The organism is Streptomyces sp. NPDC059696 (assembly GCF_042733745.1).
Lineage (GTDB): Bacteria > Actinomycetota > Actinomycetes > Streptomycetales > Streptomycetaceae > Streptomyces.
Genome location: NZ_JBHWFG010000031.1, coordinates 74,319 through 95,993, shown reverse-complemented (window position 1 = coordinate 95,993; position 21,675 = coordinate 74,319). Strand labels below are relative to the sequence as shown.

Below are 21,675 nucleotides of genomic sequence, written 5' to 3'. Positions count from 1 at the left end.
GACGGGAGCGGCTCACACCGCCGCTCCCGTCAGCGTGTGCGCGAGGTGGTCGGCGAGGGGGCACAGCCAGTCACCGCGCGCGTTGCCGAGCAGGTGGTCGCCGTGCGGGACGGGCAGGTAGGTGCCGTGCGGGGCCAGGCGGGCCAGCGGTTCACCGTTCGTCACGCCGGGGATGACGTCCTGGCCGCCGTCCACGACCAGCAGCGGGGCCGCGATGCGCGGTGCCAGGCCGCTCAGATCGACCCCGCGGGCGAAGGCGCGGGCGGCGTCCGCTCCTCCGGCCCGGCGGGTCATGATGTCCCGCACCGGCGGGGGCAGTTCGTCCCAGTCGAGGCGGAAGGGGCCGCTGACGGTGGCGGCCGCCGCCACCCGAGGGTCCAGGGCCGCGGTCCGTGCCGCGTAGTAGCCGCCCAGGCTGAGGCCGACCAGCCCTACACGCGGGACGCCGAGGGCGTCGACGACCCGGCCGATGACCTGCTCGTAGTGCGCGGTGAGGGTGGTCGTGGCCGCGAGGGCGCCCTGCCCGGGCCCGTCCATCGCGAACACCGCGAGCCCCCGGGCGAGCAGCGCGGCCGTCAGGTCCAGGAACTCCTCCTTGGCCGAGTCCAGCCCGGGCACGACGATCACCGTGCCCGGGGCGTCGCGGGGGCCGCGCAGCCAGCCGGTGAAACCCGTTCCGCCGACGCGCCGCGCACCGGGCTCCAGCAGGGTCAGCGCCCGGGCCAGGGCCTCGTCCGCGGCTGCGGCGGCACGGCCTGCCCCGGTGCCGGGGGCGAGCGTGGCGAGGTGGAACCACCGGGCCGACATCAGCAGGTGCTCACCGGCGGAGACGGCCGATCCGGCCCGCTCGGCACGCTCGGCCCAGGCCCGTCCGGTGTGTGAGAAGGCCGGTCCCCAGTCGGTGACACGGGTGAGGGCGGCGGTGACGCGCCGGTACTCGTGGGGGTCGACGCCCGCGCCGGTGGCGCGGGTCCACTGGGCGGCGGCGAAGTCGGAGGCGTTCACCGGGTTCCTCCCGTCAGCAGGACGGCCTTGCCGCGTATCCGGCGCTCGCGCAGGTCGACCAGCGTGCCGGCGGTGTCCGCCCAGTCGGCGGTCCGGCCGATCTCCGGGTGCAGCCGGCCCTGGTCCACCAGGCGCACCAGTGTCGTGAGGTCGGGGCCGTAGGGGGCGCCCGCGTAGTGGAAGTGACGGAGGGTCACGCGCTCGGGCCCGCCGAGGAGTGCGAAGAAGTCGAGGGTCGCCGGGGTGCGGCTCGCCTGGCCGAACCAGACGGCCAGGCCGCCCGGCCGGGTCCTGGCGAGGGCCGCCGGCAGGTCCGGCCCGCCCGTGGACTCCAGCACGACGTCGAACGGCCCCTGTGCCGCCGCCACCTCGTGCACCACCTCCGCGCCCCGTTCCCGCAGGCGCTCGCCGCGCTCCGGTGTGGCCGTCACCGCGGTCAGCTCGGCCCCGGCGGCGACGGCCAGTTCGGTGACGTAGTGGCCGACCCCGCCGGAGGCGCCGGTGAGCAGGACGCGGGTGCCGGCCAGGGGCCCGGCCGTGCGCAGCAGACGCAGGGCGGTGATGCCGGCGAGGGGCAGGGCCGCCGCCCGGACGCTGTCGACGCCGTGCGGGAGCGGGGCGAGGGAGTGGGTGGGCACGGCGGCGTACTCGGCCCAGCCGCCCTGCGCGGGGTGTCCCACCACACGGGTGCCGATGGCGGGGCCCGATCCGTCGGCCGCGGCCTGCACGACCAGTCCCGCCAGGTCCTTGCCGGGCAGCAGTCCTGGGCGGGGGTGTTCGAGGAGGAACGTCTCGCCCCGGTTCGGCGCGAACGCCTCGACCTTGACGAGTGCCTCGTCGGGCTCGGGGACGGGCGGGGGTGCCTCGGCGAAGGCGACCGGACGGGCCGCCTCCCCCGTGGGGATCAGTCTTCGCATGCCGGACATGCAACCTCCGTGGCCGTCCCGTGATCCAACAACGGACGGACCGGGCCGACAACGTTCGGTTGTCGCCCGAGCTCCAGGGGGTGCGGGCACGCCCTAGGGTGGGGAGTCATGGATCTCGACATGGCGCAGGTACGGGCCTTCGTCCGCGTCGCCGAGGAACTGCACTTCGGGCGGGCGGCGGGCGCGCTCGGTCTCACTCAGCAGGCGCTGTCCAAACGGATCGCGCGGCTCGAGTCGCTGCTCGGCACCGCGCTGTTCCGGCGCGGCGGCAGGACGGTCGAGCTCACGGAGGCGGGCCGGCGTTTCCTCGCCCCGGCCCGGCAGGCCCTGGCCGCGGCCGAGTCGGCCGTCGCGGCGGCCGTGGGGACGGACCGGCCCCTGCGGGTCGATGTCTGGGGTCACCTCTACGCGCCGATGCGGACCCTGGCCGAGGTCGCCGGGCGGGCCGGGGAGCTGGCGCCGGGCCACGGCCGTGATCTGCCGTCGGTGGCGGCGGCCCTGCTGCGTGGTGACATCGACGCGGCCTTCGGCCGGGTGCACCCTCCGCTGCCCGCCGGGCTGGCCCACCGCCTGGTGCGGCTGGAGCCGGTGGACGCCGTGCTCGGCGCGGACCATCCGCTCGCGGGCGAACCGGCCCTGCGGCCCGACCAGTTGGGCGATGGTGTGCTGTGGGCGCCCGGGGCACTGGACCGGCTGGACTTCCTCCACCGGTTCGCCCGGCGCTTCGGCATCCCCACCACGGCCACCGCCCTCAACCTGGGCCTCGACCGCTTCCTCGCCGAGGTGGTGGCGGACCCGCGGCGCTTCTCGCTGCTGCCCGCCGACGTGCCCCTGCCGGACGTGCCGGGTCTGCGTTCCGTCCCGCTGGTCGATCCCACGCCGCTGTACGCCTGGTCGCTGGTGTGGCGTGCCGGCGGCGGGCACCCCGGCCTCGACGTCCTCATCACGGCCCTGGCCGCGCAGGCGGGGCGCAGCCGGTGGCTGGAGTACGACCCGGGGCGCGACTGGCTCCCCGAACCGCCCGGCAACCCGACGGCGGGCAAGCCGGGTTGAGCCGTCCCCTGTGACACGGCTGTGACGGGAGGAGTGGCCTCCGCCACAGCCCGGCCGGTGCGGTCCTGGTGGGGTGGCCGCATGGACGCCACTCCTCCGCTCCCCCCGGGGGCGCCGTGCTGACAGGCCTCGCGGTCGCATCGGTCTGTGCCCTCGGTGCGCTCGTCACCGGGGCGGGAGTCGTCGCGATGGCGCTTCCCGGGCGGCCTCAGCCGTGGCCGGTACAGCTGCTGCGCCGTGCGGCGGCGACGGCCGCGTGGGGTGCGGCGGCCGTGTACGCGCTGGGGCTCTCCGCCGTACTGGCGTCGGAGCACGCGTTCGGTGACGGGGCGGACTCGATCCCCGCCCCGGCCTGCCGCGACGGCTTCGACGAGGCCACGCGGGAGGGGCTGTCCCACCACCGGTCCTCGTACCTGCCGCTGCGCTTCGACTGCGTCCGCGGCGACGGCTCCGTCTACTCCAGCGACTCCGACTACGGCTGGATGAACGGGACGAGCGCCGCACTCGCCCTGGCCGCGGCCCTGTTCTTCATCGGCGCGGGCTACGCGACCGAACTGCGGGCCCGCACAGCGGCCGTGGCGTCATGACGCTACTCCCCGTCTTCGTCGTCCTGGTCGTCGGCTGTGTCGCGCTGCGGGGGCTGCTCGTCCATCCGCTGCTGCCGCTGTGGGTGCGGACCACGGTCTTCTGGTCGGTGCCGCTCGGTGCCCTCACCTGGGTGTTCATCATGGCGGCGGACGATCCCGTGCTGTTCCCGGAGACCGCCCCGTGTCCCCGCGAGCCGTACCTCGAGGGCGTCATCGGCAGTGGGAAGGTGACGGGTGTCTCGACCCCGTTCCCGCCGCGGGCCTACTGCGTCTGGGAGGACGGCACCGTCTACGACCTCGCGCCCCGGGCCGAGTTCCTGTTCTGGGTCTTCTTCGCGCTGACCGTCGTCCCGCTCGGGGCGGGGCTGTGGCACGCGGTGCGGCATCCGAGGTCGCTCCTGCGGTAGGCGGGCCCCGTACCCGGCCGGGTACGGGGCCGCTCCGCTACGCGAAGGCGTCCGCCAGGGGCTTCGGCAGTGTGCCGGTGTGGAGCACACCCAGCCGCTGGGTGGCCCGGGTCAGGGCCACGTACAGGTCGCTCGTGCCGTACCGGGCGGGCTCGACCACGAGGACGGAGTCGAACTCCAGGCCCTTGGCCTGGCGCGGGTCGAGCAGGACCACCGGGCGGGTGAGATCGGGCTCGGCGCCGGCCGTGACGCCGTCCAGCCGGGCCGCGAGGGCGCGGTGGAGGTCGCGCGGCGCGATCACCGCGAGCCTGCCCTCGTCCGGGGAGAGCTCCCCGACCGCCTTGGCGACGGCGCCCGGAAGGTCGTCGGTGGCACGGGCCCAGGGGCGTACGCCCGTGGAGCGGACCGAGCTGGGCGGCTCGAACTGCGGGTGCTCGGCACGGACCACGGCCGCGGCGACGTCCATGATCTCGGCCGGGGTGCGGTAGTTGACGCCCAGGCGGGTGTGCTCCCAGCGGTCCTCGACGTACGGCTCGAGGATGCCGGACCAGGACCCGACCCCGGCCGCCTCCGCGGTCTGCGCCGGGTCGCCGACCAGGGTCATCGAGCGGGTCGGGCTGCGCCGCATCAGCAGCCGCCACGCCATCGGCGACAGCTCCTGCGCCTCGTCGACGATGATGTGCCCGAACGCCCAGGTGCGGTCGGCGGCGGCGCGCTCGGCGGCGCTGCGGTGGTCGTCCTCCTCGTGCCGCTCGGCGAACCGCTCGGCGTCGATGATGTCGTGCGCGGACAGCACCTCGGAGCTCTCGGGGTCCCCCTCCTCCTTGTCCTCGAACTCGTAGGTCCGGGAGGCGTAGGACACGTCGAGCACGCCCTGGGCGTAGGCGATCTGCCGCTGCCGCTCACGCTCGGCGCGGTCGCGGGCGAGCCGGTCGTCGTCGCCGAGGAGTTCGGCGGCCTCGTCGAGCAGCGGCACGTCCGCGACCGTCCAGCGCCGGGTCACCGGGCGGCGTACGGCGTCGGCGTCCTGGGCGGGCAGGAACTGCTCGGGCGCGGCGAGGAAGTCCGCGACGAGCCGCTGCGGGGTCAGCAGCGGCCACAGCTGGTCGATGGCGGACCAGACCTCGGGGTTCTCGGCGAGGTCGTCGCGGATCTGGGTGATGTCGCTGGGGTCGAGCAGGCTCGATCCGTCGAAGGGGTCGGTGCCGATCCGCTCGGCGTACAGGTCGGTGAGGGCGTTGAGGATGTGGCCCTCGAAGTGCTCGCGGGCGGCGTTGTGCGGGAGCTTGGCGGCGCGCGTGCGCTCGCGGGCGACGTTGACCAGGCCGTCGTCGAGCATGAGGACCTCGCGGTCGTGCTCGATGGCGATCACCGGGTCGGGCAGCGCCTGCCGGGCGCGGACGACCTCGGCGAGCACGTCGGCCATGGCGGCGCGGCCCTTCACGGCGGCGGCCTCCGGTGGGTCGGCCGCGGTGGCCTTCACGCCGGGGAACAGCTCGCCGACGGTGGCGAGGAGCACGCCCGTCTCCCCGAGGGAGGGCAGCACCTCGCCGATGTAGCCGAGGAACGCCGGGTTGGGCCCGACGATCAGCACGGCCCGCTTGGCCAGCAGTTCCCGGTGCTCGTAGAGCAGGTAGGCGGCGCGGTGCAGGGCGACGGCCGTCTTGCCGGTGCCCGGACCGCCCTCCACCACCATGACGCCGCGGTGCGGTGCGCGGATGATGCGGTCCTGGTCGGCCTGGATGGTCCGCACGATGTCGCCCATGCGGCCGGTGCGCGCCGAGTTGAGGGCGGCGAGCAGGACCGCGTCGCCTGTGGGGTCCTCGTGGCCGGTGCGGGTCTCGTCGCCGAGGTCGAGGATCTCGTCGTGCAGGTGGGTGACCGTGCGGCCGTCGGTGGCGATGTGCCGGCGGCGCCTGAGGCCCATCGGGGTGTGCCCGGTGGCCAGGTAGAAGGGGCGGGCGACGTCGGCGCGCCAGTCGATGAGGACGGGGGTGCGTTCGGCGTCGTCGGTGCGCAGGCCGATGCGGCCGATGTGGTGGGTGACGCCCGAGGTGAGGTCGATCCGGCCGAAGCACAGGGAGCCGTCCACCGCGTTCAGCGCGGCGAGCAGCCCGGAGCGCTCGGCGACGAGGATGTCCCGCTCGAGTCTGGCCTGCATGGGGGTGTTGCCCTGCGCGAGCGCGTCCGTGACGGAGGTCTCGGCGTCGCCGCGCAGCGCGTCCACGCGCGCGTACAACCCGTCGATGAATTCCTGTTCCTGCCGCAATTCATCGTCCGGAAATTCGGTGTTTGACAATTCCGCTCCCGCCCGGATATACTGTGCTCACTGAACTTCACTGTGACTTCAATAGACTTGAAGTCACGAACAGACAAATATACGCAAGGAAATCCCCCGAGCGCAATTGCTCGGGGGATTTCCTGTTGTCCGGGCGGGTTCGGGCGGGTCGCCTAGATCACTTCCGCGAGCTCCTGGAGCAGCTTCCGCTTGGCCCGGGCCCCGACCATCGCCTTCACGGGCTCACCGCCCCGGAACACCATGAAGGTCGGCATGGAGAGCACCTTGTAGGCGTTGGTCGTCTCCGGATTGGCGTCGACGTCCAGCTGCACGACCTTCAGTCGGTCGCCCTCCTCGGCCGCCAGGGCCTTGAGCACGGGGCCCATCTGCCGGCAGGGCGGGCACCAGTCGGCGGTGAACTCCACCAGCACCGGCAGCTCCGCCCCGATCACCTCCGCCTCGAAATCCGCGTCCGTCACATCCGTCACGCCGGTCACCATGTGTCCCCTCCCAGCTCGCACACGGGTTCCGGACCGCCCGGAACCTCCGCCTCGGCGGCCAGCTCGGCCCGGGCCTGCTCGGCGCGCTCCAACTGCCGCGCGACGGTGTCCCGTACGCCGGTCAGCTGGCCGATCAGCGCGTCGAGCTCGCCCAGCTTGCGCCGGTAGACCGCGAGCGACGCCGGGCACGAGTCGCCCTCGGGGTGTCCGGCGCGCAGGCACTCCACGAACGGGCGTGTCTCCTCCAGGTCGAACCCGAAGTCCTGGAGCGTCCTGATCTGCCGCAGCAGGCGCAGATCGCTCTCGTCGTAGGTCCGGTAACCGTTGCCGGTGCGCCGCGCGGGCAGCAGCCCCCGCGCCTCGTAGTACCGCAGCGTCCGCGTCGTGGTCCCGGCCCGTGCGGCCAGCTCGCCGATTCGCATGCGGTCGAACGTAATCTTTGACCCCGGCGTCAAGGCAACAGCGGCTTCCGCTCCACCGGGGAGGTCAGCACGATCGACGTGGTGGTGCGGCCCAGCGCGGAGACGGCCTCCAGGACCTCCTCCAGGTGGACGGTGTCGCGCACCGCGACTTTGAGGATCCAGCAGTCCTCCCCGAGCAGTGACACCGACCGGGCGCGTCCAGGCCCCGCACGACAGTGACACCGACCGGGCGAGTCCGGGCCCCGGACGAAAGGGACACCGGTGAAGACCCGGCTCGGGCCCCGCACGACAGTGACACCGGTGAGAACCCGGCCCCGGGCCCCGTACGAGCGTGACGCCGGCCGGGCCGGCCCCGCGCCGCGCGCGATCGTGACGCCGGCCGCACCTCGGCGGTGGCGTCACGGTCGCGCGTCGTCCTAGCGGGTTCCCGCGGGCTCCAGCTCCTGGTTCTCCTCGACGGTCTCCTCCTCCGTCTTGCGCCGCCCGGGCAGCAGCAGCGCCACCACCAGCGTGCCGACGCCCAGGATCACGGCCCCGATCAGGCTGGTGTGCGCGACCGCGTCGGAGAACGCGGATCCGACCGCGTCGGCCATCTGCCGCGCGCCGCCGCCGAGTTGCTCGGCCTGCGCCCGCAGCCGCTCCGCCTGCTGGGGGTCACCGGTGTGCGCGGCCTGCTCGGTGAGCTGCCGTGCCTTGTCACCGATGCCGTGGGCGACGGCGTACCCGGCGCCGACGGAGTCCTGGGCCGTGGACAGGGAGGAAGCGGGGAGCTTGCTGCCGGCCGTCGCGTCCGAGAGGTGGCCGGAGTACGAGGTCGCCAGCAGCGAACCGAGGATGGCGATGCCGAGCGAGCCGCCGAGCTCCAGCGACGTGTCGTTCACCGCGCCGCCGACGCCGAGCTTCGACTCCGGGAAGGCCCCCATGATGGCGTCGGTGCAGGGCGACAGGGCGAGCCCGATCGAGAGGCCGAGGACGACGAGGGGCGCGACGAGGTCGCCGTACGAGGAGCCGGCGTCGACGCGGGTGAGCAGCGCCAGGGCCGCCGTGCCGCCGACCATGCCGGCCGTGACGGTCCACTTCATGCCGACGCGGGGCGTCAGCAGGCCGGTGAGGGCGGCGCCCACGAACACGGCACCCGCCAGCGGCAGCATGCGCAGTCCCGTGTCCAGGGCGTCGTAGCCGAGGACGAACTGCAGGTGCTGGGTCAGGTAGTAGAAGGCGCCGAAGACCGCCAGGAAGAACAGGGCGACGGCGAGGTTGGAGCCGGCGAAGCCGCGGTCGGTGAAGCGGCGGACGTCGAGCAGCGGGCGCGGGTGGCGGAGCTCCCACAGGACGAAGGCGACGAGTCCGGCTCCGGCGACGACCGCGGCGGTGACGGCCTTGACGCCCCAGCCGAAGTGCGGTCCCTCGATGATCATGTAGACCAGTGCGGCGATCCACACCACCGACAGCAGTCCGCCGCCGTAGTCGATGCGCCCCCGCTCCGCGGCCTTGGACGGCGGTACGAGGACGAAGGCGCCGACCAGGGCCACGACCGCGACGGGGACGTTGATGAGGAACGTCGACGACCAGCCGTGGTCCTCCAGCAGCGCCCCGGCGACCAGCGGTCCGGCCGCGATGGCGAGCCCGGCCGTGGCGGTCCACAGGGTGATGGCCCTGGCCCGCTCAGCGCGCGGGAAGGTCGCGGCGAGCAGGGACAGCGTGGCCGGCATGATCATCGCGGCGCCGGCGCCCATCACGGCCCGGGCGGCGATGACGGTCGTGGCGCTGTCGGCGAGGTAGCCGAAGACGGAGCCGCCCGCGAAGACGACCAGTCCGAGGACGAGCGCGCCCCGGCGGCTGTACTTGTCGCCGATCGCGCCGAGCAGCAGCATCAGCGCGGCGTACGGGACGGTGTAGCCGTCGATCACCCATTGCAGGTCGGCGCTGGTCAGACCGAGGTCCTCGGTCATGGCGGGCGCGGCGACGGTGAGGGCGGTGTTGGCCATCACGATGATCAGCAGGCTGAGGCAGAGCACCAGGAGCGCCCACCAGCGGCGTGCGTAGGGGCGGTCCATCCTCTCGGCCGGTTGGTTCATGACGAGTCGCATCGCAGGGGTCGCCTTCCCGACGGGGGTTGCACATGGGTGTGCATTTACACAACGCTGTGCAATCTACGCCGTTGCACAGCACTGTGCAACTCAATCCGGGAGGGGCACAATGACGTCCATGACCACGGGAACCAGCCGCGCCGACGCCAACCGCCGCCGCATCCTCGACGTGGCCCTCGCCGAGCTGCTGCGCGACCCCGACGCCTCGATGGACCAGATCGCACGGGCCGCGGGCGTCGTACGGCGGACGGTGTACGGGCACTTCCCGAGCCGCGAGGCGCTGATCAGCACGCTCGTCGACGAGGCCGTCGAGGCGCTGTCGGCCGCGCACGCGGCGGGCCGCGAGGACGTGCGGGAGCCGGCCGAGGCGGTGGCGCGTTCGGTCCTGGCGGTGTGGGAGATCGCGGACCGCTACCGGCTGCTGGTGGCGCTCGCCCAGCGCACGGTCACCATGCAGGGCATCCGCGAGCGGCTCGCGCCGGTCAGGGAGGAGAGCGTCGGCCTGTTGCAGCGCGGGCTGGACGACGAGGTCTTCAGCTCGCCGCTGCCGGCCCCGGCTCTGGCGTACGTGCACGAACAGATGCTGTTCGCGGTGATGGAGGCGGTGAACGACGGGCTGCTGGCAGCACAGGAGGCGGGCCGCTGCGCCGCGGTCACCGTACTGACCGCGGCGGGCGTGCCCGCCTCGAAGGCCACCGAGCTGGTGGCGAAGCTGAACGCTTGATCCGTCTGTGTGCTGTGGACCGGGCGGCTGAGCGACGGGGGGACACCCAGCCGCCCGGGTTCTGTGAGGGGCTGCGCGGCCGTCAGGCCTTCGCCAGCTCCTTCTCGCCGCCCTGCTCGGCCACCCCGGCCTCGGCCGGGTCCTCCGCCGGGCCGCCGTGGTGGTCGTCCAGCAGCGTCTTCTCGTCGAAGGGCAGCGAACCGGCGAGGACCTGGTGCACGCGGTCCTTGTCGATCTCCTTGGTCCAGGTGCCGATCAGCACGGTGGCCACGGCGTTGCCGGCGAAGTTGGTCAGCGCGCGGGCCTCGCTCATGAAGCGGTCGATGCCGACGATCAGGCCGATGCCGTCGACCATGGCCGGCTTGTGCGACTGCAGACCACCGGCCAGGGTCGCGAGGCCGGCGCCGGTGACACCGGCGGCGCCCTTGGAGGCGACCAGCAGGAAGAGCAGCAGCGGGATCTGCTCGCCGATCGACATCGGCGTGCCCATGGCGTCGGCGATGAACAGCGAGGCCATGGTCATGTAGATCATGGTGCCGTCGAGGTTGAAGGAGTAGCCGGTCGGGACGGTGATGCCGACCACCGGCTTGCTGACGCCCAGGTGCTCCATCTTCGCGATGAGCCGCGGCAGCGCGGACTCGGACGAGGACGTGGACAGGATCAGCAGGAACTCCCGGCCCAGGTACTTGAACAGCGAGAAGATGTTCAAACCGGAGATGGCGCGCAGCAGGGCGCCGAGCACGATGAAGACGAACAGGAAACAGGTCACGTAGAAGCCGAGCATCAGCACGGCGAGGCTCTTGAGCGCCTCGAGGCCCGCGGAGCCGGTGACGGCGGCGATGGCGCCGAAGGCACCGATCGGGGCGGCCCACATGACCATCGCGAGGATGCGGAAGACGAGCCGCTGGATGTGCTCGATGCCGCGCAGGATCGGCTGGCCGGCCGACCCCATGCCCTGCAGCGCGAAGCCCGCGAGCAGGGCGATCAGCAGCGTCTGCAGCACCGACTCGTTGGTGAAGGCGGAGACGATGGTCGTCGGGATGATGCCGAGCAGGAACTCCGTGGTGTCCTTGGCCTCGGAGTCGATCTGCGCGTGACCGGCGTCCTTGACCGCGTCGGTCACCGCGAGGCCGGTACCCGGCTCCAGGATGTTGCCGACGACCAGACCGATGCCCAGCGCGACCAGCGACATGACCATGAAGTAGCCCAGGGCGATACCGCCCACGGCGCCGACCTTCGCGGCCTTGCGCACCGAGCCGATGCCCAGCACGATCGTGCAGAAGATGATCGGCGAGATCATCATCTTGATCAGCGCCACGAACCCGGTGCCGATCGGCTTCAGCCCGACAGCGAAGTCCGGCGCGGCCAGGCCCACCGCGATACCGGCGGCGACCGCGATGATCACCGCGATGTACAGGTAGTGCGTGCGGTCCCGCTTGGGTTGGCGTGCGGCAGGTGCCGTATCGGCTGCGCTGGTCACGGCGGCCCTCCTTGACGACGTCGTCGGCATCACCGGCGTGCGGCTCACGTCCGGGGAGACTCCGGGAGAACTCGGGAAACACCGAGCGGAACCCCCGGAGATGCGTTATGGGGAATGCCGTGACTATGTCGTTCTCTGTGAGCGCGGTCACCCTTCCGTTCATTTAGTTCACAATCGGCCACGGTGCAGACTGACGGCATGCGCTTCACCGTCCCCGGCCCCCGCAGTCTGGCGGGCCAGCTCTTCGCCATGCAGGCCGTGCTGATAGCGGTCGTCGTGGCCGGATACGCGCTGTTCTCCTACGTCAGCGACCGCAGCCAGGCCGAGGAGGCGGCGACGCGCCAGGCCAGGGCCGTAGCCCGCTCGGTGGCCGATTCGCCGTCGGTGCAGGCGGCGACCCGCGCCCCCGACCCGACCGCCGAGCTCCAGCCGTACGCGCTGAAGGTGATGCGGGACACCGAGGTCGACTTCATCACGATCATGGATCCGCGGGGCATCCGCTGGACGCACCCCGACCCGCGGCAGATCGGCCAGACCTTCCGGGGGCACACCGAGCGGGCCCTGAAGGGCGAGACCTTCACCGAGACCTACACGGGCACGCTCGGCCCGTCGGTCCGCGCGGTCACCCCGATCCGGGACGGCGGCAGGGTGGTCGGGCTGGTCAGCGCGGGGATCCGGGTCGAGCAGATCACCCAGCGGGTCCAGGACCAGCTGACGGCCCTGCTCGGCGTGGCGGCCGGCGCGCTGGCGCTGGGCGCGGTCGGCACGTACGTCATCAACGCCCGGCTGCGCCGCCACACCCACGGCATGAACGCGACCGAGCTCAGCCGGATGCACGACTACCATCAGGCCGCCCTGCACGCCGTGCGCGAGGGGCTGCTGATGCTGGACGGGCAGTACCGCGTGGCGCTGATCAACGACGGAGGCCGGGAGCTGCTCGGCGTGACCGGGGACGTGGTGGGCCGGTCGGTGGCCGAACTGGGGCTGCCGGCCCCGCTGACGGGTGCCCTGCTCGCCTCGGAACCGCGCGTGGACGAGGTGCATCTGACGGCGTCCCGGGTGCTGGTGATCAACACCTCGCCGGTGTCGGGCGGTGAGCGGCGCGGGACCGTCGTCACCCTGCGCGATGTCACCGAACTCCAGTCACTGATGGGCGAGTTGGACTCCGAGCGGGGTTTCACTCAGGCGCTGCGCTCCCAGGCGCACGAGGCGGCCAACCGGCTGCACACCGTCGTGTCACTGATCGAGCTGGGCCGGGCGGAGGAAGCGGTGGACTTCGCGACGGCGGAGCTGGAGCTGGCGCAGGCCCTGACCGACCAGGTCGTGGCGGCGGTGAGCGAACCGGTGCTGGCGGCGCTGCTGCTGGGCAAGACGGCGCAGGCGAACGAGCGGGGCGTGGAGCTGATGGTCTCGGAGGACAGCAGCCTGGACGACGGCCTGCTGCCCGAGACCCTGCCGGCCCGGGACCTGGTGACCATCCTCGGCAACCTCATCGACAACGCCGTGGACGCGGCACAGGGCAGCGCGCGGGCCCGGGTGACGGTGGCGGCGTACACCCGCGGCGGGGGCGACGTCCCGGAGCTGGTGCTGCGGGTCTCGGACACGGGCCCGGGCGTGGACCCCGAGCACGCGGAGGCGGTCTTCCAGCGCGGCTTCTCGACGAAGCCGGCGGGCCCCGGCGGGCGGGGCCTGGGTCTGGCGCTCGTCCGGCAGGCGGCCCAGCGGCACGGGGGCTCCCTGACGGTCGCGGAGGCCGACGGGGGCGGGGCGGAGTTCGAGGTACGGCTGCCGCTGCGGGAGCCGGGGACGCCGGCGGGCAGCGTGCCCTCCGGGGCCGCCCCGGCGGTCAGAGGCGCTGGAGGCGACGCATGACGGGCAGCGAGAAGGCCATCCGGGTCCTGGTCGTGGAGGACGACCCGGTCGCCGCCGACGCGCACGTCCTGTACGTCGGCCGGGTGCCGGGGTTCACGGCCGTGGGCAAGGCGCACTCGGGCGCGGAGGCCCGCCGGGTCCTGGAGCGCACCCCGGTGGACCTCCTCCTGCTCGATCTGCACCTGCCCGACGTGCACGGGCTGCACCTGGCCCGGTCCCTCAGGGCGGCCGGCCATCACGCGGACGTGATAGCGGTGACGTCGGCACGCGACCTGGCCGTCGTCCGCGAGGGCGTCTCGCTCGGCGTCGTGCAGTACGTCCTGAAGCCCTTCACCTTCGCGACCCTGCGCGACCGCCTCGTGCGGTACGCGGAGTTCCACGCGGCGGTCGGCGAGGCGAGCGGCCAGGACGAGGTGGACCGGGCGCTCGCGGCTCTGCGCGCACCGGGTCCGGCCGCGCTGCCCAAGGGACTGAGCGCTCCGACGCTGGAGCGGGTGACGGTGGCCCTGCGCGACAGCGCCGAGGGCCTGACGGCCGCCGGTGTCGCGGAGACCGTGGGCATCTCCCGCATCACGGCCCGCCGTTATCTGGAGCACCTGGTCGACGCGGGCCGCGCCGCACGCCGCCCGCAGTACGGCACGGTGGGCCGGCCGGAGTTGCAGTACCGCTGGGTCTCGGGGGTGTGACGGCCCGCCGGCCGGCCGTGATCCGCTGCCCGGCCGGACGGCTCAGCCGGCCGGCTCCTCCGGCAGGACGCCCGGGCGGAACGGCTCGACGCCCTCCAGTCTGCGCACCCGCGTCGGCTCGATCAGCAGCATCACCCGGCGCTCGCCCGGCAGCAGCCACGGGTACCGGTCCTCGCCGAGGTACTTGCGCGCCAGCCGGTCCATCGCCCGCTCCGCGTCCTCGCCCTCCACGAACCGGACGACCCTGCCCCGGATCTCCGCGCGGTCGTACGGGTTCACGGGGTCGTGATGGGACAGCGAAACGTATGGATTGCGCCGCAGGTTCTCCTCCTTCACCCGCCCGACCGAGGTGTTGACCATGACGTACTCCCCTTCGATGTCCGCCCACATGGGCGACACCTGAGGTGCCCCGTCCGCCCCGACTGTCGCCAGGTGCCAGAAGTTCGGCGCGAGGAGACGCTCGCGCATATGCCCGTTGAGCTTGCCGTTCACGAGGGGCACCGCCTTTCCGGGCCCGTGATCACCGGACCCGGCGCCATCCTCGCGCGGCCGGCGCCCCGCCCGACAGACGATCTTCAGCCCCGGTCGAACCCGCCGGTAGCCGTAGCTTCCTACAATCCGTGATCCTGGCCGAACAGACCGTAGTCAGTGTGTTCCGGCCGTCCTAGCTTGTGAGCCGTGCGCCGACCTTCAGCCCGACCGAACCAGCCCTCTTCCCCTCTCCCCGCGCAGGCCGCTCCCACGCCCCCGCCGTTCAACGCCCCCGCTGCCCGTCGGCTGCGCGCGGCCCTCGGCATGGCGCCCGAACACGTCGCCCACGGCATGCGCATCTCGTACGGGCATCCCCACATCACCCCGGATCACGTGATGGCCTGGGAACGCGGGGCCGCCGCCCCGAGCGGCTCCGAACTCACCGCGCTGGCGGGCGTGCTGTGGTGCTCGCCCGCCGAACTGATCGGCAGACCGCGCACCCTGCGCGAACACCGCATCGCCCGCTGCCTCGCCCCGGAGGACGTGGCCCGGACCGTTGGGCACGACGTGCACGCGTACCTGCGCATGGAGGAGACCGACACCTGGCGCGGCACGGAACGCCAGGCCGGCGCCCTCGCCGAGCTGCTCGGGCTCACGCTGCCCGACTTCGTGTCCGTCACCGGCCGTGACGCCAAGCTGGGCGGTCTGCTGCGCAGCGCGGCCACGACCCGCTGGCAGGCCTATGTCCGCCCGGTGGCCAAGCTGGTGCCCCTGGACCGCCGGTTCCTCGAGGCCGCCCTGCAGGGTCTGCACGAGGACTATCAGGGCCATATGGCCGCTACCCTCAGCTGGGGCGGCGGCAGGGGCGACGCGGGCGGTGCCGGTCAGGAGTTCCTGGACCGGATCGTGGAGCACTTCTGGACGAAGCTCCAGGACGACACCGGCCCGGAGACCGGCTAGAGAACCGCCCCGGAGACCGGCTGGATCCCGGAAGCCGGCTGGAGAAGCGGGCCGGAAGCCGGGTGGAGAACCGGCCCGGAGACCGGCTGGAACCCGGAAGCCGACCGGAGAACCGGCCCGGAGGCCGTCAGAAGACCGACTCGGCCTCGTCCATGCGGTCCTTGGGCACCGTCTTCAGCTCGGTCACGGCCTCGGCGAGCGGGACCATCACGATGTCCGTCCCGCGCAGGGCGGTCATCATGCCGAACTGCTCCTGGTGCGCCGCCTCCACCGCGTGCCAGCCGAACCGCGTGGCGAGCACCCGGTCGTAGGCGGTCGGCACACCACCGCGCTGGACGTGGCCGAGGATGACCGGCTTGGCCTCCTTGCCGAGCCGTCGCTCCAGCTCGTGGGCGAGGGCGGTGCCGATGCCCTGGAAGCGCTCGTGACCGAACTTGTCTATGGCGCCCTTGTTGTAGTCCATGGAGCCCTCGGCGGGGTGGGCGCCCTCGGCGACGCAGACCACCGCGAACTTCTTGCCCCGGGAGAAGCGCTCCTCGACCATCTTCACGAGGTCGGCCGGGTCGAAGGGCCGCTCCGGCAGACAGATGCCGTGCGCACCGGCCGCCATGCCGGACTCCAGGGCGATCCAGCCCGCGTGCCGGCCCATGACCTCCACGACCATCACCCGCTGGTGGGACTCGGCAGTGGTCTTCAGCCGGTCCATCGCCTCGGTGGCGACACCCACAGCGGTGTCGAAACCGAAGGTGCGGTCCGTGGAGGAGATGTCGTTGTCGATCGTCTTCGGGACGCCCACGACGGGCAGGCCCGCGTCGCTCAGCATGCGGGCGGCCGTCAGCGTGCCCTCGCCGCCGATCGGGATCAGCGCGTCGATGCCGAACTCGTGGATCATGTCGGAGGCGTTCTCGCAGGCCTCACGCAGCCGGTCCCGCTCCAGCCGGGACGACCCGAGGATGGTGCCGCCGCGGGCCAGGATGCCGCTGACGGACTCCAGGTCGAGGCTGCGGAAGCGGCCGTCCAGCAGACCGGCGTACCCGTCCTCGAAGCCGATGACCTCGTCGCCGTAGTGGTCGACCGCCCGGTGCACGACCGACCGGATCACGGCGTTCAGGCCGGGGCAGTCGCCGCCTGCGGTGAGAACTCCGATACGCATCGTGCTGTGTCTCCTGCTCGCTGTTGACACCGGTGAGCCACTGCCGATTGTTTCACGCTCCACGACCCGCTGGGGCACCCCGGCCTGACGGGCGCCATATCCAGCGGCAGAGGTATTGTCAAGAGGGTTCTGCTCACCTCGGTGGGCGATTTTTGTGCCCCTGGCTGGACAGCAGTGGGTGAGAGGCGTACCCCCATCCGAGACGAACGGAGAGCGCGCGTGACCCGCAGTGTGTACGTGACCGGCATCGACCGCGGCGACGGACGCCAGGTCGTCGAACTGGGGGTCATGGAGCTCCTCACCCGGCAGGTCGACCGGGTCGGCGTGTTCCGCCCCCTGGTCCACGACGGGCCCGACCGCCTCTTCGAGCTGCTGCGCGCCCGCTACCGCCTCACGCAGGACCCCTCGACGGTCTACGGCATGGACTACCACGAGGCGTCCGCCCTCCAGGCCGAGGCCGGCACGGACGAGCTGGTGTCCACCCTCGTCGACCGCTTCCACCTGGTCGCCCGGGACTACGACGTCGTACTGGTCCTCGGCACCGACTACGCCGGCACGCAGCTGCCCGACGAGCTGTCGCTCAACGCCCGGCTGGCGAACGAGTTCGGCGCGTCCGTCATCCCCGTCGTCGGGGGCCGCAAGCAGACCGTCGAGTCCGTGCTCGCCGAGACGCGCAACGCCTACCGCGCCTACGACACCCTGGGCTGCGACGTGCTGGCCATGGTCGCCAACCGGGTGGCCCGAGAGGACCGCGACGAGATCGCCGGGCAGCTCGACTCCCGGCTGCCGGTGCCCTGTTACGTGCTGCCCGACGAGCCCGCGCTGTCCGCGCCGACCGTCTCGCAGATCGGCCAGGCCCTGGGCGCCAAGGTGGTGCTGGGCGACGACTCGGGGCTCGCGCGGGACGTGCTCGGCTTCGTCTTCGGCGGGGCGATGCTGCCGAACTTCCTGAGCGCCCTGACCCCGGGCTGCCTCGTGGTCACCCCGGGCGACCGCTCCGACCTGGTCGTCGGCGCGCTCGCCTCGCACAGCGCCGGCACCCCGCCGATAGCGGGCGTGCTGCTCACCCTGGACGAGGTGCCCGGCGAGCACATCCTCACCCTCGCCGACCGCCTCGCCCCCGGCACCCCGGTGCTGTCGGTGGCCGGCACCAGCTTCCCCACCGCCGAGCAGCTGTTCTCCCTGGAGGGCAAGCTGAACGCGGCGACCCCGCGCAAGGCGGAGCGGGCCCTCGGCCTGTTCGAGCGGTACGCCGACACCGCCGACCTCGCCCGCCGGGTCTCGGCGCCGAGCAGCGACCGCGTCACACCGATGATGTTCGAGCACAAGCTGCTGGAGCAGGCCCGCTCCGACCTGCGCCGGGTCGTCCTGCCCGAGGGCACGGAGGAACGGGTGCTGCACGCCGCCGAGGTGCTGCTGCGCCGGGGCGTGTGCGAGCTGACGTTGCTCGGGCCGGTCGACCAGATCCGCAAGAAGGCCGCCGACCTCGGCATCGACCTCGGCGAGTCCCAGCTGATCGACCCGGCGGCCTCCGAGCTGCGGGACACCTTCGCCGAGCAGTACGCGGCCCTGCGCGCCCACCGGGGCGTCACCGTGGAGCTGGCCTACGACGTGGTCTCCGACGTGAACTACTTCGGCACGCTGATGGTCCAGGAGGGCCTCGCCGACGGCATGGTCTCGGGCTCGGTGCACTCCACGGCCGCGACCATCCGCCCGGCCTTCGAGATCATCAAGACCAAGCCGGACGCCGACATCGTCTCGTCCGTGTTCTTCATGTGCCTGGCCGACAAGGTCCTCGTCTACGGCGACTGCGCGGTCAACCCGGACCCGAACGCCGAGCAGCTCGCGGACATCGCCATCCAGTCGGCGACCACGGCCGAGCAGTTCGGCGTGGAGCCGCGGATCGCGATGCTGTCGTACTCCACCGGCACCTCCGGCTCCGGCGCCGATGTCGACAAGGTCCGCGAGGCCACCGAGCTGGTCCGCTCCCGCCGCCCCGACCTGAAGATCGAGGGCCCGATCCAGTACGACGCCGCCGTGGAGCCGTCGGTCGCGGCGACCAAGCTGCCCGGTTCCGAGGTCGCCGGGCAGGCGAGCGTGCTGATCTTCCCCGACCTGAACACCGGCAACAACACCTACAAGGCCGTGCAGCGCTCGGCCGGCGCGATCGCCGTCGGCCCGGTGCTGCAGGGTCTGCGCAAGCCGGTCAACGACCTGTCCCGGGGCGCCCTCGTCCAGGACATCGTCAACACGGTCGCCATCACCGCGATCCAGGCCCAGTCCCCCGCCCCGTCCCCGAGCGAGAAGGCAACCGCCCAGTGAGCCCCACCCGTGTCCTCGTCCTCAACTCCGGCTCCTCGTCGGTGAAGTACCAGCTGCTCGACATGCGTGACAGCAGCCGGCTCGCGGTGGGCCTGGTGGAGCGCATCGGCGAGCAGACGTCCCGGCTGAAGCACACCCCGGCCGGCGGTGAGAGCCGGGAACGCGGCGGTGCGATCGCCGACCACGACGCCGCCCTGAAGTCCGTGGCCGAGGAGCTCGCCAAGGACGGCCTGGGCCTGGACTCCCCCGAACTGGCCGCGATCGGGCACCGGGTGGTGCACGGCGGGAAGTTCTTCACCGAGCCGACCGTCGTCGACGACGCCGTGCTCGCCGAGATCGAGCGGCTCATCCCGGTGGCCCCGCTGCACAACCCGGCCAACCTCACCGGGATCCGCACGGCTCAGGTGCTGCGGCCGGATCTGCCGCAGGTCGCCGTCTTCGACACCGCGTTCCACACCACGATGCCGGAGTTGGCCGCCCGGTACGCGATCGACGTCAAGACCGCCGACGAGCACCGCATCCGCCGCTACGGTTTCCACGGCACCTCCCACGCGTACGTCTCCCGGGCCACCGCCGAGCTGCTGGGCAAGGACCCGGCCGAGACGAACGTGATCGTGCTGCACCTGGGCAACGGGGCGTCCGCCTCGGCCGTGCGGGGCGGCCGTTGCGTGGACACCTCCATGGGGCTGACGCCTTTGGAGGGGCTCGTGATGGGTACGCGCTCCGGAGACATGGACCCGGCCGTCATCTTCCATTTGATGCGTGTTGGCGGAATGTCCGCCGACGAGATCGACACTCTTCTCAACAAGAAGAGCGGTCTGATCGGTCTGTGCGGTGACAACGACATGCGGGAGATCCGCCGCCGTGTGGACGAGGGCGACCAGCAGGCGGAGCTGGCGTTCGACATCTACATTCACCGGCTGAAGAAGTACATCGGTGCCTATTACGCCGTCCTCGGACGGGTGGACGCGGTCGCCTTCACCGCCGGTGTGGGCGAGAACGCGGCTCCTGTGCGGGCGGCCGCCCTGGCGGGGCTGGAGGAGCTGGGCCTTGCGGTGGACGGTGAGCGCAACGCCGTACGCAGCGAGGAGGCGCGGCTGATCTCGCCCGAGGGCGCCCGGGTCGCGGTGGCGGTGGTGCCCACTGACGAGGAATTGGAGATCGCGACACAGACCTACGCGCTGGTAATTGGTTCGGGGAATCACACCTGAGCGGCATCGCGCCCTTTTGTATTTTCCGCCAGACGGAATATTCCCGTGCGAAACAAACCGATAGGATCGCCCCCATGCGCCGTTCGAAAATCGTCTGTACTCTCGGCCCCGCGGTCGACTCCCACGATCAGCTTGTCGCGTTGATCGAAGCCGGCATGAACGTGGCCCGCTTCAACTTCAGCCACGGCTCGCACTCCGAGCACCAGGGCCGGTACGACCGGGTCCGTGCCGCCGCCAAGGAGACCGGCCGGGCCATCGGTGTCCTCGCCGACCTCCAGGGCCCGAAGATCCGTCTGGGGACCTTCGCCGAGGGCCCCGTGGAGCTGGTGCGCGGTGACGAGTTCACCATCACCACCGAGGACGTCCCGGGCGACAAGACGATCTGCGGGACGACCTACAAGGGTCTGCCCGGCGATGTCAGCAAGGGCGACCCGATCCTCATCAACGACGGCAACGTCGAGCTGAAGGTCACCAAGGTCGAGGGCTCCCGGGTGAGGACGATCGTCATCGAGGGCGGCGTCATCTCCGACCACAAGGGCATCAACCTGCCCGGCGCGGCCGTCAACGTGCCCGCGCTGTCCGAGAAGGACATCGAGGACCTCCGCTTCGCCCTCCGGATGGGCTGCGACCTGGTCGCGCTGTCCTTCGTCCGGGACGCCAAGGACGTCCACGACGTGCACCGCGTCATGGACGAGGAGGGCCGCCGCGTCCCCGTCATCGCCAAGGTGGAGAAGCCGCAGGCGGTGCAGAACATGGAGGACGTCGTGATGGCGTTCGACGGTGTGATGGTCGCCCGCGGTGACCTGGCCGTCGAGTACCCGCTCGAGAAGGTCCCCATAGTGCAGAAGCGCCTGATCGAGCTGTGCCGGCGCAACGCCAAGCCGGTGATCGTGGCGACCCAGATGATGGAGTCGATGATCACCAACTCCCGTCCGACCCGCGCCGAGGCCTCCGACGTGGCCAACGCGATCCTGGACGGCGCCGACGCGGTCATGCTGTCCGCCGAGTCGAGCGTGGGCGCGTACCCGATCGAGACGGTCAAGACGATGTCGAAGATCGTCACCGCGGCCGAGCAGGAGCTGCTCTCCAAGGGCCTGCAGCCGCTCGTCCCGGGCAAGAAGCCGCGCACCCAGGGCGGTTCGGTGGCCCGGGCGGCGTGCGAGATCGCCGACTTCCTCGGCGGCCGGGGCCTGGTGGCCTTCACCCAGTCCGGCGACACCGCCCGCCGGCTGTCCCGCTACCGCGCGCAGCAGCCGATCATCGCCTTCACCACCGACGAGGGCACCCGCAACCAGATGGCGCTCAGCTGGGGCGTCGAGCCGTACGTGGTGCCGTTCGTGAACAGCACCGACGAGATGGTCGACCTCGTCGAGCAGGAGCTGGTGAAGCTGAACCGCTTCAACGACGGCGACATCGTGGTCATCACCGCCGGCTCGCCCCCCGGTGTGCCCGGCACCACCAACATGGTGCGGGTCCACCACCTGGGCGAGGCCAAGGGCTGAACTCGGCAGGGGCCGTGAAGGCCCGT

Annotated in this window: 19 protein-coding genes and 1 pseudogene; 10 read left to right on the top strand and 10 right to left on the bottom strand. The window is 72.2% G+C overall.

Going from position 1 to position 21,675, the window contains the following annotated elements; translation table 11 throughout:
* Positions 1-12: 12 nt before the first annotated feature.
* On the bottom strand, positions 13-1,005 hold the full coding sequence (locus tag ACFV20_RS28800) for an alpha/beta hydrolase family protein (protein ID WP_385661556.1): 993 nt from the start codon (positions 1,003-1,005) through the stop codon (positions 13-15).
* Entirely contained in the window at positions 1,002-1,922 is a 921-nt protein-coding gene (locus ACFV20_RS28795; protein ID WP_385661553.1) for a zinc-binding dehydrogenase, read from the bottom strand. Before ACFV20_RS28795 ends, ACFV20_RS28800 begins: the two co-directional genes overlap by 4 nt.
* Positions 1,923-2,039: 117 nt before the next feature.
* Between ACFV20_RS28795 and ACFV20_RS28790 the strand changes: the two genes are divergently transcribed.
* The 3 genes from ACFV20_RS28790 (at position 2,040) to ACFV20_RS28780 (ending at position 3,978) form a co-directional block, all read left to right on the top strand.
* Positions 2,040-2,984, top strand: a complete 945-nt coding sequence (locus tag ACFV20_RS28790) for a LysR family transcriptional regulator (protein ID WP_385661550.1) — start codon at positions 2,040-2,042, stop codon at positions 2,982-2,984.
* 188 nt (positions 2,985-3,172) lie between these two features.
* The gene (locus ACFV20_RS28785; RefSeq protein WP_385661547.1) at positions 3,173-3,571 is read left to right on the top strand and encodes a hypothetical protein; all 399 of its coding nucleotides are present in this window, start codon (positions 3,173-3,175) and stop codon (positions 3,569-3,571) included.
* Positions 3,568-3,978: a hypothetical protein gene (locus tag ACFV20_RS28780; RefSeq protein WP_385661545.1), complete on the top strand. Its 411-nt coding sequence runs from the start codon at positions 3,568-3,570 to the stop codon at positions 3,976-3,978. Before ACFV20_RS28785 ends, ACFV20_RS28780 begins: the two co-directional genes overlap by 4 nt.
* Before the next feature lie 37 nt (positions 3,979-4,015).
* Here the strand turns inward: ACFV20_RS28780 and ACFV20_RS28775 are convergent, their stop codons facing one another.
* From ACFV20_RS28775 to ACFV20_RS28755, 5 genes and pseudogenes are all read right to left on the bottom strand, one after another.
* Positions 4,016-6,247: a HelD family protein gene (locus ACFV20_RS28775; protein ID WP_385661580.1), complete on the bottom strand. Its 2,232-nt coding sequence runs from the start codon at positions 6,245-6,247 to the stop codon at positions 4,016-4,018.
* A gap of 182 nt (positions 6,248-6,429) precedes the next feature.
* On the bottom strand, positions 6,430-6,756 hold the full coding sequence (locus ACFV20_RS28770; protein ID WP_385661543.1) for a thioredoxin family protein: 327 nt from the start codon (positions 6,754-6,756) through the stop codon (positions 6,430-6,432).
* The gene (locus ACFV20_RS28765) at positions 6,750-7,178 is read right to left on the bottom strand and encodes a MerR family transcriptional regulator (protein WP_385661542.1); all 429 of its coding nucleotides are present in this window, start codon (positions 7,176-7,178) and stop codon (positions 6,750-6,752) included. The genes ACFV20_RS28770 and ACFV20_RS28765 overlap by 7 nt, the downstream gene beginning before the upstream one ends.
* 29 nt (positions 7,179-7,207) lie before the next feature.
* Positions 7,208-7,357, bottom strand: a pseudogene (locus tag ACFV20_RS28760) (Lrp/AsnC ligand binding domain-containing protein); the annotation flags it as partial.
* Between the two features lie 237 nt (positions 7,358-7,594).
* The gene (locus ACFV20_RS28755) at positions 7,595-9,268 is read right to left on the bottom strand and encodes a DHA2 family efflux MFS transporter permease subunit (RefSeq protein ID WP_385661540.1); all 1,674 of its coding nucleotides are present in this window, start codon (positions 9,266-9,268) and stop codon (positions 7,595-7,597) included.
* 109 nt (positions 9,269-9,377) lie between these two features.
* Between ACFV20_RS28755 and ACFV20_RS28750 the strand changes: the two genes are divergently transcribed.
* Positions 9,378-9,992, top strand: a complete 615-nt coding sequence (locus ACFV20_RS28750) for a TetR/AcrR family transcriptional regulator (RefSeq protein ID WP_385661538.1) — start codon at positions 9,378-9,380, stop codon at positions 9,990-9,992.
* A gap of 82 nt (positions 9,993-10,074) precedes the next feature.
* On the opposite strand, the gene ACFV20_RS28745 is transcribed toward ACFV20_RS28750, so the two are convergent.
* Positions 10,075-11,472, bottom strand: coding sequence for a cation:dicarboxylate symporter family transporter (locus ACFV20_RS28745; RefSeq protein WP_385661535.1), 1,398 nt, complete (start codon positions 11,470-11,472; stop codon positions 10,075-10,077).
* Between the two features lie 198 nt (positions 11,473-11,670).
* Between ACFV20_RS28745 and ACFV20_RS28740 the strand changes: the two genes are divergently transcribed.
* Positions 11,671-13,344, top strand: a complete 1,674-nt coding sequence (locus ACFV20_RS28740; protein WP_385661533.1) for an ATP-binding protein — start codon at positions 11,671-11,673, stop codon at positions 13,342-13,344.
* Positions 13,341-14,030 (top strand): response regulator, encoded by a 690-nt coding sequence (locus ACFV20_RS28735; protein ID WP_385661530.1) that lies wholly within the window; start codon positions 13,341-13,343, stop codon positions 14,028-14,030. The genes ACFV20_RS28740 and ACFV20_RS28735 overlap by 4 nt, the downstream gene beginning before the upstream one ends.
* A 42-nt stretch (positions 14,031-14,072) precedes the next feature.
* Here ACFV20_RS28735 and ACFV20_RS28730 read toward each other — a convergent pair whose 3' ends face one another.
* A complete protein-coding gene (locus tag ACFV20_RS28730; RefSeq protein WP_385661578.1) occupies positions 14,073-14,498 on the bottom strand; it encodes a PPOX class F420-dependent oxidoreductase in 426 nt (141 codons plus the stop codon).
* Positions 14,499-14,708: 210 nt separating this feature from the next.
* On the opposite strand from ACFV20_RS28730, the gene ACFV20_RS28725 reads away from it, so the two are divergent.
* Positions 14,709-15,461: a helix-turn-helix domain-containing protein gene (locus ACFV20_RS28725; protein WP_385661527.1), complete on the top strand. Its 753-nt coding sequence runs from the start codon at positions 14,709-14,711 to the stop codon at positions 15,459-15,461.
* A gap of 127 nt (positions 15,462-15,588) precedes the next feature.
* Here ACFV20_RS28725 and ACFV20_RS28720 read toward each other — a convergent pair whose 3' ends face one another.
* On the bottom strand, positions 15,589-16,614 hold the full coding sequence (locus ACFV20_RS28720) for an ATP-dependent 6-phosphofructokinase (RefSeq protein ID WP_385661525.1): 1,026 nt from the start codon (positions 16,612-16,614) through the stop codon (positions 15,589-15,591).
* Positions 16,615-16,833: 219 nt separating this feature from the next.
* Here ACFV20_RS28720 and pta point away from each other — a divergent pair, with 219 nt between their 5' ends.
* From pta to pyk, 3 genes are all read left to right on the top strand, one after another.
* Entirely contained in the window at positions 16,834-18,936 is a 2,103-nt protein-coding gene (gene pta, locus ACFV20_RS28715) for a phosphate acetyltransferase (RefSeq protein WP_385661523.1), read from the top strand.
* Positions 18,933-20,147 carry an acetate kinase gene (locus ACFV20_RS28710; RefSeq protein WP_385661520.1) on the top strand — a complete coding sequence of 405 codons (1,215 nt, stop codon included), beginning with the start codon at positions 18,933-18,935 and terminating at the stop codon, positions 20,145-20,147. Before pta ends, ACFV20_RS28710 begins: the two co-directional genes overlap by 4 nt.
* A gap of 74 nt (positions 20,148-20,221) precedes the next feature.
* Entirely contained in the window at positions 20,222-21,649 is a 1,428-nt protein-coding gene (gene pyk, locus ACFV20_RS28705) for a pyruvate kinase (RefSeq protein ID WP_385661517.1), read from the top strand.
* The last annotated feature ends 26 nt before the right edge of the window (positions 21,650-21,675 follow it).

What these genes read in the sequence shown, in the direction of transcription:
- ACFV20_RS28780 (WP_385661545.1), top strand. Translation starts at nt 3,568, where the DNA reads ATGACGCTACTCCCCGTCTTCGTCGTCCTGGTCGTCGGCTGTGTCGCG.
- ACFV20_RS28755 (WP_385661540.1), bottom strand. Translation starts at nt 9,268, where the DNA reads ATGCGACTCGTCATGAACCAACCGGCCGAGAGGATGGACCGCCCCTAC.
- ACFV20_RS28735 (WP_385661530.1), top strand. Translation starts at nt 13,341, where the DNA reads ATGACGGGCAGCGAGAAGGCCATCCGGGTCCTGGTCGTGGAGGACGAC.
- ACFV20_RS28750 (WP_385661538.1), top strand. Translation starts at nt 9,378, where the DNA reads ATGACGTCCATGACCACGGGAACCAGCCGCGCCGACGCCAACCGCCGC.
- ACFV20_RS28785 (WP_385661547.1), top strand. Translation starts at nt 3,173, where the DNA reads ATGGCGCTTCCCGGGCGGCCTCAGCCGTGGCCGGTACAGCTGCTGCGC.
- ACFV20_RS28790 (WP_385661550.1), top strand. Translation starts at nt 2,040, where the DNA reads ATGGATCTCGACATGGCGCAGGTACGGGCCTTCGTCCGCGTCGCCGAG.
- ACFV20_RS28770 (WP_385661543.1), bottom strand. Translation starts at nt 6,756, where the DNA reads ATGGTGACCGGCGTGACGGATGTGACGGACGCGGATTTCGAGGCGGAG.
- ACFV20_RS28720 (WP_385661525.1), bottom strand. Translation starts at nt 16,614, where the DNA reads ATGCGTATCGGAGTTCTCACCGCAGGCGGCGACTGCCCCGGCCTGAAC.
- ACFV20_RS28740 (WP_385661533.1), top strand. Translation starts at nt 11,671, where the DNA reads ATGCGCTTCACCGTCCCCGGCCCCCGCAGTCTGGCGGGCCAGCTCTTC.
- ACFV20_RS28765 (WP_385661542.1), bottom strand. Translation starts at nt 7,178, where the DNA reads ATGCGAATCGGCGAGCTGGCCGCACGGGCCGGGACCACGACGCGGACG.
- ACFV20_RS28795 (WP_385661553.1), bottom strand. Translation starts at nt 1,922, where the DNA reads ATGCGAAGACTGATCCCCACGGGGGAGGCGGCCCGTCCGGTCGCCTTC.
- pyk (WP_385661517.1), top strand. Translation starts at nt 20,222, where the DNA reads ATGCGCCGTTCGAAAATCGTCTGTACTCTCGGCCCCGCGGTCGACTCC.
- ACFV20_RS28730 (WP_385661578.1), bottom strand. Translation starts at nt 14,498, where the DNA reads ATGCGCGAGCGTCTCCTCGCGCCGAACTTCTGGCACCTGGCGACAGTC.